Origin of the sequence: Pseudovibrio exalbescens DSM 16456, assembly GCF_000422785.1 — a bacterium.
In the GTDB taxonomy this organism is placed as follows: domain Bacteria; phylum Pseudomonadota; class Alphaproteobacteria; order Rhizobiales; family Stappiaceae; genus Pseudovibrio; species Pseudovibrio exalbescens.
The window spans coordinates 51,926-66,560 of sequence record NZ_AUGS01000001.1; the positions used below are offsets into that span (position 1 = coordinate 51,926).

The following is a 14,635-nucleotide window of genomic DNA, read 5'->3' on the forward strand; positions in this document are numbered from 1 at the left end:
GGCGGACAATGAAGTAACCCAGCAACCGGCTGCAGAAAGCGGCAACGGGGCCTCCAAAGGGGCTGGCGGTTTCATGACGTCTGCTTTCGGGTTGTCGATCCGCGACATTTACACAGCGGTACGCCACGGTGATCTGGGACTGGCGATTGGGGTGATGGTCATCCTTGTGATGCTCATCCTGCCCATGCCCCCCATGATGCTGGATTTGTTCCTCGCCATATCCATCATCTTTTCGGTCATGATCCTCATGACCGGCCTTTTTATTCAAAAGCCGCTGGAGTTCTCCTCGTTTCCAACGGTCTTGTTGATTGCCACGATGCTTCGGTTGGCGTTGAACATGGCATCAACCCGACTGATCCTGGCCAATGGTCACGAAGGCGAAGGGGCCGCTGGTAATGTGATTTCCGCTTTTGGCAGCTTTGTCATGGGCGGCAATTATGTCATCGGGATCATCGTGTTTGCGATCCTCGTGATTGTGAACTTCATCGTCATTACCAAGGGCTCGGGGCGTATCGCCGAGGTTGCCGCGCGTTTCACTCTGGATGCCATGCCGGGCAAGCAGATGGCCATTGATGCGGACCTTTCTGCTGGCCTGATTGATGAGGACGAAGCCCGCCGCCGCCGCAAGGAACTGGAGTCGGAATCCACGTTCTTCGGGTCCATGGATGGTGCCTCCAAGTTTGTGCGCGGGGATGCCATCGCCGGCCTGCTGATCACCTTCATCAATATTGTAGGCGGCATTGTCATCGGGGTTCTGCAGAAGGAACTCAGCTTCTCCGAAGCCGCGCAGAACTACACCCTGTTGACCATCGGTGATGGTCTGGTCTCCCAGATCCCCGCGCTGATCGTGTCCACCGCCGCCGGTATTCTGGTATCCAAGGCCGGGCTGCAAGGCTCCGCAGACCGGGAACTGGTCAAGCAATTCTCGGGCTATCCCAAGGCGCTCGGCATGTCTGCATTCGTCATGGTGATCTTGTCGCTGTTGCCGGGCATGCCGATGATACCGTTTCTCGCACTGGCGGGGCTGGCCGGGTACATGGCTCGGCGCGCATCGCGTCAAATCGAGGAGCAAAAGGCTACGGAAATCGCTGAACAGGTAACGGCTCAGGAAGAGGAAGCTGCGCCCAAGGAACCGCCGATCACTGACAGCTTGAAGCTGGATGAATTGAAGATTGAACTTGGTTATGCGCTGCTTCCGATCATCAATGGCCGCAACAAGGAAGAGACGGATCAGGTTACCGAACAAATTAAGGCATTGCGTCGCCAGATCGCTTCCGACATGGGTGTCATCATGCCGTCTGTACGTATTCTGGATAACATACAGCTGCAACCGAACGAGTATATCATCAAGGTTAAGGAAGTGGATGCTGGCTCCGGTGTGCTGTTCCCGAACCAGTTCATGGTGATGGATCCGCGCGGCGGCGAGGTTAAGTTGCCGGGGACCCAAACAACCGAGCCGACCTTCGGTTTGCCTGCAACCTGGGTAGAGGCGCAATACCGCGAAGAAGCGTCCCTGTTGGGATATACCGTTGTTGATCCTGCAACCGTGCTTTCAACTCACTTGACTGAAACCATCAAGTCCAACATTTCCGAGTTGTTGACCTATGCGCATGTTCAACACCTGCTGAAACAGCTCCCGGACGATCAGGCCAAGTTGGTGGAGGATATTGTCCCGAGCACCATCTCCATTTCTGGCATTCAGCGCGTGTTGCAAGCCTTGCTGGAGGAGCGCATTTCGGTTCGCGACCTGGGCACCATATTGGAGGGGGTTGCTGAAGCTGTTGGTTCCACCCGCAATCCATCCATGATTGCCGAACACGTGCGAACCCGCCTTTCCCGCCAGATCTGCGCTGCCAATCAGTCGCCTGGCGGTTATTTGCCGTTGATCAGCCTTAGCCCGCAATGGGAGTCGGCCTTCATGGAATCCATTATCGGCGATGGTGATGACCGTCAGCTTGCGATGGCGCCGTCCAAGCTTCAGGAGTTTGTTGGACTGGTACGGCAGGCATTTGAGGAAGCGGGTCAAGCCGGTGAAAACCCCGTTTTGCTGTGCTCAGCCCACACCCGCCCTTATGTCCGGTCTATCGTCGAGCGTTTTAGAGCCCACACCTTTGTTATGAGCCAGAACGAAGTGCATCCTCGTGCACGTCTGAAAACAGTGGGTTCCATCTGACCCTCTGTGTTCCGTGGGGGTTAGCGCTGGACCTCCGCTGATCGATGAGTATTGTTCCCCTTGCGATACTTCAAGAATAGGGGAGGGGATCAATGACGTCAGATGTATCGGGCTCGTGCCAATGTGGTCGTGTGACCTATCGTGTCTCTGGGCAGTTCGAGCACTTCTTTTTGTGCTACTGCAGTCGGTGCCAAAAGGATACAGGCTCAGCGCATGCGGCAAATCTTTTTTCAACCACGGCTCAACTCGTCTGGCTCAGTGGTGATGCGCTCATCAAGACATATCGGGTACCCGAGACGCGCCATCAGAAAAGCTTTTGCTCTGAGTGCGGCGCTCCCGTGCCGATGATGCAGATGGACGGAGAGCTGCTGGTTGTGCCAGCGGGCAGTCTGGATCAGACGATTACCAAAACACCGGATGCGCGGATCTTTCACGCCAGCCGGCCGGCATGGGCGGACCGTTTAGAGCAGATCCATTGTTTTGCTGAAGGCCCCGGTTGAGGATGGTTTGATCAATCTGGTTGATTGACATTGACCCCATCCTGCGTCACCTCACTTTCCATATTGCTATAGTTCAGGGAGTTTTCATGAGCACGATCCCATTGCACCTTGATGGTTATACCGTTTTGCCACAGGACAAGATTGCTTTTGTCGTTACCTATCTAGAAATGACAGAAAAGCCGGATTTGACGCCTGTTTCGAGGTCGGATCTTGCCCTTGAACAGCAGGAAGCCATGAGCGCGCAGGCATTTCGGGATGTGTTCAGGCGGATTGGTGAGCCTTGGCTTTGGTTCGGGCGGTTGACCTGCGCCGACGATGAACTTGAGGCTCTTCTTGCGCAAACCACGCGTGAAGTTTATCTGCCGATGAAAGATGGCAATCCAGTGGGCTTGTTAGAGCTTGATTTTGCGGACCCGCAGAATGTGGAACTGACTTACTTTGGATTGACGCCGGAAGTAGTCGGGGGAGGTGCGGGGCGCTGGTTGATGAACCAAGCCCTTGAAATTGTATGGGGCCGTGAGCGCACGCGGCGATTCTGGCTTCATACCTGTACTGGTGACAGCCCGCAGGCGCTCGGGTTCTACCAGCGCAGTGGCTTTGTGCCCTTCAAGCGAGCCATCGAAGTTGCGGATGATCCGCGTGGTCTGGGCGTATTGCCCAAGGACGCCGGACCTCATCTGCCATTCCTGAATGGTAAATAGTTTCAGTGTCTTGACCGCCGGATTTCGAACAGCCTTGCCGTTCTTTCGCTGTTTGTCTTCACCAAGCTGCGGAGTGGTGCCGGTCGTTCCTGAAAGCAGTTGCCCCAAGTTTGATCAAGGGTAACCCACCCGTGAGGAGTTGTGCCGTCAATATTAAAATTGTATTAATTTGGGGGTTAACATTGGTTAACCATTGGCACATGATTGCCGGTGGATGACCGGGTCGACCAATAGGCGGGAAGTGCCGTTTTGGTTAGGTTTGCGCCACTATATGGTAGCGGTGAGTGGCTCTGGGGGCTCAATGACAGAGGTGCGTGATAACGTTGTGCCACACGCGCGGGTTCGGTCTTTGCGTGAGGCCATTCGCAAAGTGCGGATGGCTGAAATTGAAAGAACGGATGTTGTGGTTGACCTGCAGGAAAGTGAGCGGGCTCGGCTTGAGATGCTCAGCGAAGAGCTGCAGGACGTTTTCCGCGAAGTGCCGGAAGACGACGATCAGTTCTCATTTCACATTGTTGGTGGATCGCAGCCCCGCTTGTGGATCGATATGACCAGTCACGTGCTGATGGCGCGAGACAAACAGACCTACCGTTTCGTGAAGGACACACGGATGGGGCGTGTGGTCCTTCTGGAATCCGCCAATCTGGATGATATGGCGGACTGCATCACCGAATACATCGCCGAACGGATCATTGAAAAGGACCTGTTCCTTGAAGGTGACTGGTTGATGCGGCGGCTGCGCGGCAAGGATCCGGACAAGGCGCGCGCGATGGAGGCGTTGGCCCAACACAAAAAGGAACAAGGTGGCCCGGCCGCGAGTTTCTGGAAGGGCATGTTCCTGTTTGTTCTTGGGCTTCTTGTTGGTGCAGCCGCGTTGGTTGCCTATGCGTGGTTTATCGTGCCGGGCGGAGTTTAGGGCTTGGCTCCTGACGGGATCTGAAGAGTGTGTGTCGCGATTTCGGTGACGCCGGTGTTGCCTTGTTGGAAGCCACGCTCCAACATGCGGCACTGCCATGCGCCCGGATTGCCGGAGATCTCGAAGGTGTTGTAGCGGGCTGCTGGGCGATGCGATCCCAAACCATTTGAGGCTGAGGGAACGCATACAACCGGCACGGGCCCATGAGCGCCGGCAATTTGCATTCGAGTGGCTTTATGAGTGTGGCCATGCAAGATCAGTTCAGCCCCGTGATCGGCAATGATTTTCCGGAACCTGCTGGATCCGACGAGGCGTTTGTGCCACTTGGTGGCTTCGCGCACGGGCGGATGGTGCATCACGACCACGCGAAACAAACCTTGCTTGCGCAAATGGTCCAGGGCAGTCCCCAGTTCGCGGAGTTGGGCTGAATCAATGTGACCTGTCGCCATGAAAGGGCCGGTGGCCCGTGCGGTGGAAAGGCCCACAAGTCCCACGCAGCCGCGGACACGAACCCAAGGAAAGAGGGAGTTTTCTGGTCGTGGCATCGTGTGATGAGCGATGTCGTCTCCGCTCATGTAGGCTTGCCATTCGGTCGTTGCCGCCTTGAAGGCTCCGGGCACATAGGCGTCATGGTTGCCCGGCGTCAGTGAAACGTCAGCCGGGCTTCCAAGCTCGCTCAACCACGCCTTTGCGGCTTCGATTTCTTTCGGCAGAGCGATATTTACCAGATCGCCACAAACAGCGATGTGGTCTGGGGCCTTTGCGTGAATATCGTCGACCAACTGGTCCAGATAGGAGTTGGTCATGGCGTGCGCTCTGTTGCGTTGCCAGTTGATGTAGCCCAGCACCCGTTTGGAGGCGAGCTGCAATAATTCAACATCTGGCAATGGGCCAAGATGGGGGTCGGAAATCTGAACGAGCTTGAACATCCTCTGGATATTTACTGGTGCCCGTTCAAGTTCAAGTGTTATTGTTATTTCCAGTTATTTTTTGTGGTTCTGACCCCAAAAAAAGAGCGTCAAATTGGCCATTAGCCGTTATAAGCAGTGTGCAGACAAGAAACGTAGGGGGTTTGAGCGCTGTTCAGGGCCGGGCGCCATTGAAAACGCGTGGTTTTAGCTCTGGAACGGAGCCAACGGATAAGCATAGTGTGCCTCAAGCAGGTTTATTGGGAGCATTAGTTGGTGCACGGAGTGCAATACAAGCAAACATGTTGCTTTACTCTGCGTCTGTTTAGCTGAGGCAGCACGAATGAGTAGTGCTGTTTTTGCATTGGAGGCATGCAGAATTGTGATGTTTCACGGGGAGGTTGCCGAGTGGTGGAAGCCGACGACCATCAAATCAGCCTAACAACGCGGATCGTGCGAGTCCTTGTGCATACGGTGGCGATGTTTCGCCGGGCGATGACGCTGGGTGTGCGTATCGCCGTTTTTGATGAAGCCGGTAGTGTGCTGTTGGTCAAACACACCTATTTGAAGGGCTGGTATCTGCCCGGAGGTGGCGTGGATCCGGGTGAAACACTGGAGCAGGCTGCCATTCGCGAGCTTCGCGAAGAGGCAGGCATCGTTCCCAGAACGCCCCCTGAATTTCTGTCCATGCACTTCAATAGGAATGCCACGCAGCGGGATCATGTGGCGTTCTTCGTCGTACGCAACTGGACACGCGACCCGAACTGGGAGCGTCCGGGTCATGAGATTGCGGAGATCGGGTTCTTCCCGGTTGACGAGCTGCCGCAAGGCACCACACCGGCGACGCGCCGCCGTTTGATGGAGGTGCGAAATGCGCGAGAGGCTTGTGCCTTCTGGTGAGCGTTTATCAGAAAGTTTATGCTTGCTCCGTCATTTATGATCTTTACGAAATTCGTGGCTCATGCTAACGGATTTCGCGTAAACCCATTGAAGGAAGTTTTCAGGTGGCACAGCTATCTCTCCGACGACGAATGACCTGTGGCGAGCGCCGAGTGCGTGACGCAGTTCGTCGTGGTTTTGCAGCTGTGTTCCATGGTCTCTGACAGGCCGTGACCACTGGGGAGCCGCGAACACCCGGTTCCAACAATGGTCATGTTATGCTGAAACCCCAATGGTTCATCCGGCAAGAAATGCCGCAGGACTCCCACCAAATCGACTTGATACAAGATGAGGCGTTTGGACCCGGACGCCACACGCGGACTGCGTTTCGCATTCGTGAGGGCGTACCGCCCTGCATGGCGCACAGTTTCGTTGGTCTGATGGATGGTGTTCTGGCCGGCTCAGTCCGGTTAACGCCGATCCATATCGGCGATACCTCCGCCATGCTGCTTGGCCCCCTTACTGTCAGCCCTTCCTACAAAAACAAGGGGTTAGGCAAAGCCTTGATGAAAACCGCGCAAGATGCTGCCCGTTGTTCCGGGGTTCCTGCCATTCTCCTCATCGGAGATGCGCCGTATTACGGACCTCTGGGCTATCAGAAAGTGCCCGAACATACCATGGAATTGCCGGGGCCTTATGACCCGGATCGCTTGCTCGTTCTCATGTTGCAGGATGGTCCGTTGCCGACCGGCTTGGTGCGGGCCGGGGCAGGGGCTACAGTGTGAGGGGTCAGCGCCCCTCACGATACCACATGGCGGACAAGAGCAGCAGCAGGACCCCTAGACCCAGAAAGCCTGTCATGAGCGGATATTTCCGAATGCCGTTCAGCATGCTTGCATCCGACCGTTTCAAGCCGATCCAGCCAGCACCGTGGTAGTTCGCGCCGCTGCTTGCGGCAATTACATCCGGAACTTCAAACTCCTCCGGGGTTTGGCGCAGGCGCACTATACCGCCGCCAGTAGGGTCGATTGTCTCCGCAAGACGATCTGGCGTGGAGATTACATCACGAAACTCTTTCGGGTTTGCCGGCCCAATGTTGATGAGCGTTCGGCGCACGCCGTCATCTGCTTCATACAGCCCGAGTTCGCCAACGCGCACAGTGGTGCTCCAGACGCCCGGCTCGTCCGGTGCCAGCTCATGAATGCTGGTTTGGCCCGAAGGAGTGGTCAGCACGACAGGGTCAACCTGTTCATCCAGGGTTTGGCGCAGGATCGTCAAGTCCTGTCCGTTGGCTTCGAGACGCAGGGTCTCTTCGTCCAGGTCCGGCTCCTGCATAAGCCAGTGCGCCAGACGGCGCAACAGACTCACATGCGGTCCGCCGCCTTCATAGCCTCGGGCCCAAAGCCACACATGATCCGACAGCAGGGTAGCGACCCGCCCTTCGCCAACACGGTCCAGCACCAAAAGGGGGCGGTCCTCGGCTCCGGTCATCAATTCTTGCCCGCTTGTAATCACGGAATCAACCACCCGGAACCAGCGGCTCCAAGCTGGAGGTGTTTGCTCTGATCCCGGGAGTTGACGCGTTACCGGATGGCGCTCTCCAAGACTAGAGATTTGCGGCTGGAATGGAACGTCCAGCGTTTGACCTGTTGGGGCTGCGGGCAACACGCGGCTCAGCGGGGTTTGGTAGATGGAGGACATGTCTGCATAATCTGGTCCGCCAGCTACAAGTACGGCGCCACCTTTCATGACGAACTGGGCAATATTGTCGAAGTATAACAACGGCAGCACGCCGCGGCGCTCGTAGCGGTCAAAAATGATGAGATCAAACTCATCAATCTTGACTGAAAACAGCTCGCGGGTTGGGAACGCAATCAAAGACAACTGGTTGATTGGGGTTCCATCCTGTTTTTCCGGAGGCCGCAAAATGGTGAAATGCACCAGATCTACGGCCGCGTCCGACTTCAGCAAATTGCGCCATGTGCGCTCCCCGGCGTGCGGCGACCCAGAAACAAGCAGAACCCGGAGGTTTTCGCGAATGCCGTCAACGGTCACCACCGCCCGGTTGTTGATTGGCGTGAGTTCGTTGTCGAGGCCGGAGACTTCAAACTCGAAGATGTTGTCACCTCCATGATCGATCTCCAGTGTGACCTCGAAGGGCTGGTTGACGCGGATTTGCCTCTGCTCTTCCGCGCTGCCATTGCGGCGCAGGGTGAGCGTGGCTGTTTGTGGCAACTCCCCAGTGCCAGCTTGCACGGCTTCCAGAACGACCGTCTGTTCAGATCCAACAAGACCAAATTTGGGTGCGGAAACGATGTGCAGGCGCCGATCTACTTCTTCCGGATGGCCTGAAAGCACCGCGTGCAACGGCGCATCAAATCCCAGTTGATCAAGGGTCTCCGGCACATCGTGAACCTGGCCGTCGGTTAACAGAATTGCTCCGCCAATGCGTTCAGGCGGCACATCACCCAGACTGTCGGCCAGTGCACTGAACAACTGCGTGCCATCGTTGCGCAGACCAGATGCCGGGTCCACGGTTACTTCGCGCAGGTCGAAACCTTCCAGCGCTTCAATCTGTGCTGCAATGCTGGTGCGGGCAGTGTCGGTGTCGGTCTCGCGCCCATCCAGCGTTTGGCTTTGGCTGCGATCGGTAACCAGCGCCACTACCGTTGAGAGAGGGCTACGGTCCTCCTGATAGAGGGCTGGATTGGCAATGCCCAGCAGCAGCAAGGTGATGGCCAACACGCGCAACAAGGCGCCCTTGAGCCGCAGGTACAGCAAGGCGATGGCCACAATGACAAAGAGTGCTGCCGCAGCATAGAGCCATGGCCACGGGATCAATGGATCAAACGAAAGGGACCAGATCATCTTCTTCTCCCTTTACTGACCGAGGCGCTCAAGCAGGGCGGGAATATGCACCTGATCGGATTTGTAGTTTCCAGTCATCACGTACATGAGGATGTTCACGCCAACACGAAAGGCCATTTCCCGCTGTGAGGGGTTGGGTGGGACTGTCGGATAAAGGTACGTGCCGTTGGAATCGATCGCCCAAGCCGCGGCCATGTCATTGGCGGTGATCAAGATGGGGGAGACGCCATCACTTACGCGCACAGGGCGGCGTCCTTGTGCCGTTGCAGCTGGCAAGGCCTGCACCCACAGCGGGCTGCCTGCGTATCGACCGGGAAACTCGTTGAGGATGTAAAAGGTTTTGGTAAGCACATGATCTGACGGCACCGGTTCCAATGGCGGTACATCAATGCTTTCCAGCATGGTCCGCAACTTGGTCCGTTCTGGCGTGCCGCTAAAGCCACCTGAGCCAGCGGTGAGTTGGTCTCGAGTATCGATCAACACAGTGCCTCCATTTCGCATGTATGCGTCGAGGCGGGCAATTGCTGCTTCACTTGGTTCCGGCATGTCAGCGGTGATCGGCCAGTACAGAAAGGGGAAGAACGCCAACTCGTCCGTTTCCAGGTCCACGCCCACGGGAGCCTCGGGTTCAAGCGCAGTGCGGGCTGTCAGGACGCGGGTTAAACCAAAGAGGCCCGCCCGGCTGATCTCATCAACCTCAGCATCTCCGGTGCGCACATAGGCGAGGCGAGTGTCCAGTGTGGCGTCAAGGGCGAATATGTCTGCGGCCGTCTCCTGTGCGTGGCTGGGCGTTGGCGCAAATGCCAGCGCCACGGAAACGCCAAGTGTGGCAACAAGAACGGGTTGGACCAACCGCCGCTGCAGCGCGCCTGAAAGGACGATGCGGATGACAGAGTCCAAAAGCGCAAGGCTCAGCACCAGTGCCCAAAGCGGCGCGCGCAGATCAACTGGTTCACTTTCCGGATAAGCGCGTGCAGCAGACTGAAGTTCCTGCGGCAGGTCGAGGCCCACCACTTCGTCTTCCGCCTTGAGCAAGTTGAAGGCTGTAAAAGCGCTCTCCGTGCCATAGAGGCCCGGTTGATGCTGCCAACTGGGCGAAAGGCTGGCCAACTCGGTTTCATTCAACGGCAAGGCTTCAGGCGGCGGGGTGGTGAGTTGCCCAGTGCCATCAAGAACACGATAGGGCGGCAGCATGGTCGAGCTTGTCTCGCTCGGCTCACTGTCCGTCTGAGCGTTGGTGCGAGCGGCCGCGTTGGTGGTAATGGCCTGAAGCATTTGGACAAAGGCACCGGAGAGCGGCAGGTTGGACCAGGTTGTATCTGCGGTCACATGGAATAGCACGATCTGACCTTGTCCGCGCACATCTGCCGTGACGAGGGGTGTCCCATCCTGCAAAGAGGCCCAGGTCTTGTTTGGCAGCTCGGCTGAGGGTTGGGCCAGAACCTGTCGTTGGACGGTAACATCGGTAGGCACTGTCAAGGCGCGGAACGGACCTTCCGCAGCAAACTCGCCAATAGGCTGTGGTTGCTTCCATGAGAGGCTGCCGCCCAACGTCCGGTCACCGCCGCGCAGGCGCACTGGAATTAACGTATCGCTTTCTCCTGCCATGTTCGGGCCGGCAAAACGCACCAGTGTTCCGCCATTCTCGACCCACCTGTTCAACTGGTCTTCAGCCGAAGCGGGCAGCGTGCCGATATTTGCCAGAACCATCACGGTAACCCCCTTGTCGATCAAGTCCGTGATCGCTTCCCTGAGGTCCGTCGAGCGTGTGGAGGGGAGGTCTGCAAAGGGGGCGAGGGCACGGTTGAGATAGTATCGTGCCGAAAGAAGGGGCTGGGTTTCTTGGGCCAGGCTATCGGTCAGAATGCCAACCTTGCGTCGCTTCCAACGTTCATCCGCCAAAAAAGTGGTGCCGCTGGCACGGTGGCCAGTGAGTGTGAGGCGCGCGATGTCATTACGTAGATCGGCTGGCAGGTCCAGCCTGGCAGTGCCGGTTTTTTCGCCGCTGGCGAGAGTTATGCGTTGTCGTGCAATGGTTCGGCCCTGTCCATCAACGGCCAGGACCTCTGGGCTCTCTGGCTCTTCGGCGTTCATCCGCGTTACATCAAGGCGCATCGATTGGGCATTGTTGCGCAGGTTTTTAAGTCCGTAGACCTGTGCATCAGGCGTGAAAATCTCGATGGTGGTTGTATCTTCATAAGTCGCCAGCGCCTGAAAAAAAATTTTATCCTCAGCAGTTTGCAGTGAGGAGGGAAGCCAGATCAGGGTTGTCGGCGGCGTATCGCTGGCAGCGGTTTGCATCAAAGGAGCCAATTGGGCGCGATCATTGGGCCAGCTGCGCGGTGCGAGGGCGCGCACGTGTTCTCGTGCTTCCGGGGCCCCTGTCAGGGCGGGTGTTTGGCGCGGACCGTCTGCGCTGGCAAGAACCAGAACGGGTCGGCCGTTTTCAACGGCTTCATCCAGCAGTTTCAGTGCGAGATCCTGCTGTTGGGACCATCCGGCTGCAGCATCCCAGCCATTGTCGATGACCAGCCATAGTGGGCCGGTGGTCGTGGTGGAGCGTGTGAGTGGATTCCACGTCGGGCCTGCCAGTGCAACGATGAGAGCAGCAATCAGAAGCAGCCGCAGCAAGGTCAGCCACCATGGGCTGTTGTTGGGGGTCTCTTCCTGTTTAGTGATCGACAGCAGCAGCCGCAACGGCGGAAACGTGGTTTGCTCCGGCCGCGGCGGGGTTAGTCTGAGCAGCCACCAAATCGCTGGCAGCAAGGCAAGTGCCGCCAGGACCCAAGGGGTTGCGAAAGCGAGTGACGCGAAAAGTCCACTCATGCGCTACCTCCAAACGCCCGTGCATCATCGCCAAGGCGCGCATGCAAAAACAGCAAGGGTTCATTCGGGGAGTGGTCCGTATGATGTTCTATGTAGGACCAGCCAGCACTGCGCGCCGCGGAGCGAATGGTGTGTTTGTGTTCCGCCAGTATGTCCTGATAGGAGCGTCGCCACTCCTCGGCACGTCCCGCCAGAAGCTTGCTGCCAGTTTCGGGATCACGAAATTCCATACGGCCGTTGAACGGGAAGGTTTCTTCGATGGGGTCCAGAATATGGACGAGATGACCCTTGGCTCCTGTGGCGGCCACTTTGCGGATCCATTCTACAGTTACGTCTGGCGGGTCCAGAAAGTCAGAAAATACAAGAACATCCGAGAACCTTCGAATGTTTTGAGCCGAAGGATAGGCAGTTTGCACCTTGTGGTGAAGCAGGGCTGTGGCTATTTTCTCCGCCAAATTGCGACTGGCGGTGGGCGCAACAACGTCAGGGACGCCGACACGCTCGCCCGCGTCACCGAGCAGATTGGCCAACGTCAATTGCAATAGCAACGCGCGATGCTGTTTTGTGGTTGCGCTGAGTCTGGAGCGGAACTGCATTGACTCGGAAAGGTCTGCCCAAAGCCACAGCGTGTGTGCGGCTTCCCATTCCCGCTCACGAACATAGAGATGCGTGTCACGGGCAGAGCGGCGCCAGTCGATACGCTTGACCGGCTCGCCGGTGTGAAAGGGTCGGAATTGCCAGAATGTCTCACCGGGGCCAGCGCGCTTTCGGCCATGCCAGCCCGCAGTGACTGTCTGAGCAAGACGTCGAGCCTCAACCAAAAGGTCCGGCAAGCTCTCCGAGAGCGCACGTGCCTTGACGGATACAGCCATCGTGTTGAGCGCGGTGGTGTCGTCTGTCGAGGCCATTGTTTTACTCCGTTTGCCGCCGTAATGCGCTACAACTGCTTTTCAACGATGCTGCGGATCACACCGGGCACCGTTTGGCCATCAGCGCGCGCGGCGAATGTCAACGCCATGCGGTGTTGCAAGACCGGTTCCGCCAATGCGCGAACATCTTCGATACTTGGGGCCAGACGGCCATCAAGCAGCGCACGGGCTCGAACAGTCAACATCAATGCCTGACTTGCACGTGGGCCGGGGCCCCATGCGATCAGGTCCGCAAGGGCATTGTCTGCCTCCATCTGGTCCGGACGGGCCGCGCGCACCAGCCGCAATATGGCTTCTACGACGGTTTCACCCACTGGGATCTTTCGCACCAGCGCTTGTATGTCCATCAGGTCTGCGGCTTCCAGAATGCGGGCAGCGGCGGCTTCATCAGCCCCTGTGGTTTCCAGCAGAATGCGACGCTCGGCATCCAGATCGGGGTAGTGGACATCGATCTGCATTAGGAAGCGATCGAGCTGGGCTTCAGGCAGCGGGTAGGTGCCTTCCTGTTCAAGCGGATTTTGAGTGGCCAGCACATGGAAGGGGCGCGGCAGGTCGTGCCGATGCCCTGCAATGGTGACGTGATACTCCTGCATGGACTGCAGAAGTGCCGACTGCGTGCGGGGGCTGGCGCGGTTGATTTCGTCGGCCATAAGAAGCTGAGAAAAAACAGGGCCTTGCAAGAAGCGGAAGGAGCGAGTGCCATCGGGACTCTCCTCCATGACCTCCGACCCGAGAATATCCGAGGGCATCAGGTCAGGGGTGAACTGAATGCGTCGTGCATCCAAACCCAAAACGGTTCCCAGTGTGTCGACCAGTTTCGTCTTGGCCAGGCCCGGCACGCCAACCAGCAAACCATGGCCGCCTGACAAGATGGTGATGAGGGACCGCTCCACCACGCTTTCCTGACCAAAGATGACGCGGGCAACTTCCTCACGCGCCTTGGTGATTGTGGTCACGGCCTGTTCGGAAGCCTTGATGATTTCTTCAGGATCCTGTGAGACGCCGGGGGGATTGGTGTTCATGCATGCTCCACGAAGCTTGGGGGCTGGCTGATCGGTCTATCGCCGGTTCTAACCATCATAATACAGGGTTCAAACAGGAATTGTTCCATGCAATTTCACAGAGATGTCAAAATTGCGGCATCTTTTACATGTTCCTCAGGTTGACTTAACATTCTGAGAACGCAGCGGCGTTTTGCCACTACCAGCGTTTAACTGTCAGGGTGGACAATTGCAGTTTACGCAAGAATGCATAGATCTTGTGAAGCCGCCTATTCGACCTAAGACGGGTGGGCGCGCACTGTATTTGTGTTTCCTGAGGTTTATCATGGGAACAGCCTTTGGAGGAGGGGCCTGAGATGACAACATCGCAATTGCCAGCCGGATTGCAAGCCCTGATTGATCGTGCAGGCGGAGATGGGAAGTCACTGCCTCCCATTGATCGCTGGGATCCGCCGTTTTGCGGTGATCTGGATATGCGGATCGCCAGCGATGGTCAGTGGTTTTACATGGGGACGCCCATTGCCCGGCAGGCGCTGGTTGATTTGTTCGCCAGCGTATTGAAACGGGAAGAGGATGGAAAATACTATCTGGTAACACCGGTAGAGAAGATTGGACTGACAGTGGACGATGCGCCGTTCGTGGCGGTCGAGATGGACTTCCAGCCGGGAGAAGGCGATGCCGGGTCGGTTTTCACGTTCCGCACCAACACGGGGGATGTTGTGGTTGCAGGCCCGGATCACCCGGTCCGTTTTGAAACGGAAAGTGACACGGGCGGGTTGAAGCCTTACATCCATGTCAGAGGGCGGTTGGAAGCTTTGCTCGCGCGACCTTTGCTTTACGAGCTGGCCGACCACATGGTTGAGAGAAAAATCGACGGCGTTTGTGTGCTGGGAATAGAAAGCAACGGGGAGTTTTTCCCAGCCGAACAATGAGA

12 protein-coding genes are annotated in these 14,635 nt (G+C 57.1%); 7 read left to right on the plus strand and 5 right to left on the minus strand.

All coding sequences use genetic code 11. From position 1 onward, the window contains the following. Positions 1–73: 73 nt before the first annotated feature. From flhA to G512_RS0100260, 4 genes are all read left to right on the plus strand, one after another. Positions 74–2,173, plus strand: a complete 2,100-nt coding sequence (gene flhA, locus G512_RS0100245; RefSeq protein WP_036488059.1) for a flagellar biosynthesis protein FlhA — start codon at positions 74–76, stop codon at positions 2,171–2,173. Positions 2,174–2,265: 92 nt separating this feature from the next. Next, complete coding sequence (locus G512_RS0100250) at positions 2,266–2,673, plus strand: GFA family protein (RefSeq protein WP_028479957.1); 408 nt, start codon at positions 2,266–2,268, stop codon at positions 2,671–2,673. An 86-nt stretch (positions 2,674–2,759) separates the two neighbouring features. Next, the gene (locus G512_RS0100255; RefSeq protein WP_028479958.1) at positions 2,760–3,374 is read left to right on the plus strand and encodes a GNAT family N-acetyltransferase; all 615 of its coding nucleotides are present in this window, start codon (positions 2,760–2,762) and stop codon (positions 3,372–3,374) included. A gap of 301 nt (positions 3,375–3,675) precedes the next feature. Beyond that, on the plus strand, positions 3,676–4,290 hold the full coding sequence (locus G512_RS0100260; RefSeq protein ID WP_028479959.1) for a hypothetical protein: 615 nt from the start codon (positions 3,676–3,678) through the stop codon (positions 4,288–4,290). Here the strand turns inward: G512_RS0100260 and G512_RS0100265 are convergent. Next, positions 4,287–5,219 carry a metallophosphoesterase family protein gene (locus tag G512_RS0100265; RefSeq protein WP_028479960.1) on the minus strand — a complete coding sequence of 311 codons (933 nt, stop codon included), beginning with the start codon at positions 5,217–5,219 and terminating at the stop codon, positions 4,287–4,289. The genes G512_RS0100260 and G512_RS0100265 overlap by 4 nt on opposite strands. A gap of 387 nt (positions 5,220–5,606) precedes the next feature. Here G512_RS0100265 and G512_RS0100270 point away from each other — a divergent pair, with 387 nt between their 5' ends. Next, positions 5,607–6,098 carry an NUDIX domain-containing protein gene (locus tag G512_RS0100270; protein WP_028479961.1) on the plus strand — a complete coding sequence of 164 codons (492 nt, stop codon included), beginning with the start codon at positions 5,607–5,609 and terminating at the stop codon, positions 6,096–6,098. Positions 6,099–6,355: 257 nt separating this feature from the next. Continuing rightward, complete coding sequence (locus G512_RS0100275; RefSeq protein WP_028479962.1) at positions 6,356–6,862, plus strand: GNAT family N-acetyltransferase; 507 nt, start codon at positions 6,356–6,358, stop codon at positions 6,860–6,862. 4 nt (positions 6,863–6,866) lie between these two features. On the opposite strand, the gene G512_RS0100280 is transcribed toward G512_RS0100275, so the two are convergent. The 4 genes from G512_RS0100280 to G512_RS0100295 are packed head-to-tail and all read right to left on the minus strand — an operon-like array spanning position 6,867 to position 13,722. Further along, on the minus strand, positions 6,867–8,945 hold the full coding sequence (locus G512_RS0100280) for a membrane protein (RefSeq protein ID WP_028479963.1): 2,079 nt from the start codon (positions 8,943–8,945) through the stop codon (positions 6,867–6,869). Positions 8,946–8,957: 12 nt separating this feature from the next. Continuing rightward, positions 8,958–11,771 carry a DUF4159 domain-containing protein gene (locus tag G512_RS0100285; RefSeq protein ID WP_028479964.1) on the minus strand — a complete coding sequence of 938 codons (2,814 nt, stop codon included), beginning with the start codon at positions 11,769–11,771 and terminating at the stop codon, positions 8,958–8,960. Next, the gene (locus G512_RS19485) at positions 11,768–12,679 is read right to left on the minus strand and encodes a DUF58 domain-containing protein (RefSeq protein WP_051268661.1); all 912 of its coding nucleotides are present in this window, start codon (positions 12,677–12,679) and stop codon (positions 11,768–11,770) included. Before G512_RS19485 ends, G512_RS0100285 begins: the two co-directional genes overlap by 4 nt. A gap of 29 nt (positions 12,680–12,708) precedes the next feature. After that, on the minus strand, positions 12,709–13,722 hold the full coding sequence (locus G512_RS0100295; RefSeq protein ID WP_028479965.1) for an AAA family ATPase: 1,014 nt from the start codon (positions 13,720–13,722) through the stop codon (positions 12,709–12,711). Positions 13,723–14,057: 335 nt separating this feature from the next. Between G512_RS0100295 and G512_RS0100300 the strand changes: the two genes are divergently transcribed. Continuing rightward, complete coding sequence (locus G512_RS0100300) at positions 14,058–14,633, plus strand: DUF1285 domain-containing protein (protein WP_028479966.1); 576 nt, start codon at positions 14,058–14,060, stop codon at positions 14,631–14,633. The last annotated feature ends 2 nt before the right edge of the window (positions 14,634–14,635 follow it).

What these genes read in the sequence shown, in the direction of transcription:
- flhA (WP_036488059.1), top strand. Translation starts at nt 74, where the DNA reads ATGACGTCTGCTTTCGGGTTGTCGATCCGCGACATTTACACAGCGGTA.
- G512_RS0100250 (WP_028479957.1), top strand. Translation starts at nt 2,266, where the DNA reads ATGACGTCAGATGTATCGGGCTCGTGCCAATGTGGTCGTGTGACCTAT.
- G512_RS0100255 (WP_028479958.1), top strand. Translation starts at nt 2,760, where the DNA reads ATGAGCACGATCCCATTGCACCTTGATGGTTATACCGTTTTGCCACAG.
- G512_RS0100260 (WP_028479959.1), top strand. Translation starts at nt 3,676, where the DNA reads ATGACAGAGGTGCGTGATAACGTTGTGCCACACGCGCGGGTTCGGTCT.
- G512_RS0100265 (WP_028479960.1), bottom strand. Translation starts at nt 5,219, where the DNA reads ATGTTCAAGCTCGTTCAGATTTCCGACCCCCATCTTGGCCCATTGCCA.
- G512_RS0100275 (WP_028479962.1), top strand. Translation starts at nt 6,356, where the DNA reads ATGCTGAAACCCCAATGGTTCATCCGGCAAGAAATGCCGCAGGACTCC.
- G512_RS0100280 (WP_028479963.1), bottom strand. Translation starts at nt 8,945, where the DNA reads ATGATCTGGTCCCTTTCGTTTGATCCATTGATCCCGTGGCCATGGCTC.
- G512_RS0100285 (WP_028479964.1), bottom strand. Translation starts at nt 11,771, where the DNA reads ATGAGTGGACTTTTCGCGTCACTCGCTTTCGCAACCCCTTGGGTCCTG.
- G512_RS19485 (WP_051268661.1), bottom strand. Translation starts at nt 12,679, where the DNA reads ATGGCCTCGACAGACGACACCACCGCGCTCAACACGATGGCTGTATCC.
- G512_RS0100295 (WP_028479965.1), bottom strand. Translation starts at nt 13,722, where the DNA reads ATGAACACCAATCCCCCCGGCGTCTCACAGGATCCTGAAGAAATCATC.
- G512_RS0100300 (WP_028479966.1), top strand. Translation starts at nt 14,058, where the DNA reads ATGACAACATCGCAATTGCCAGCCGGATTGCAAGCCCTGATTGATCGT.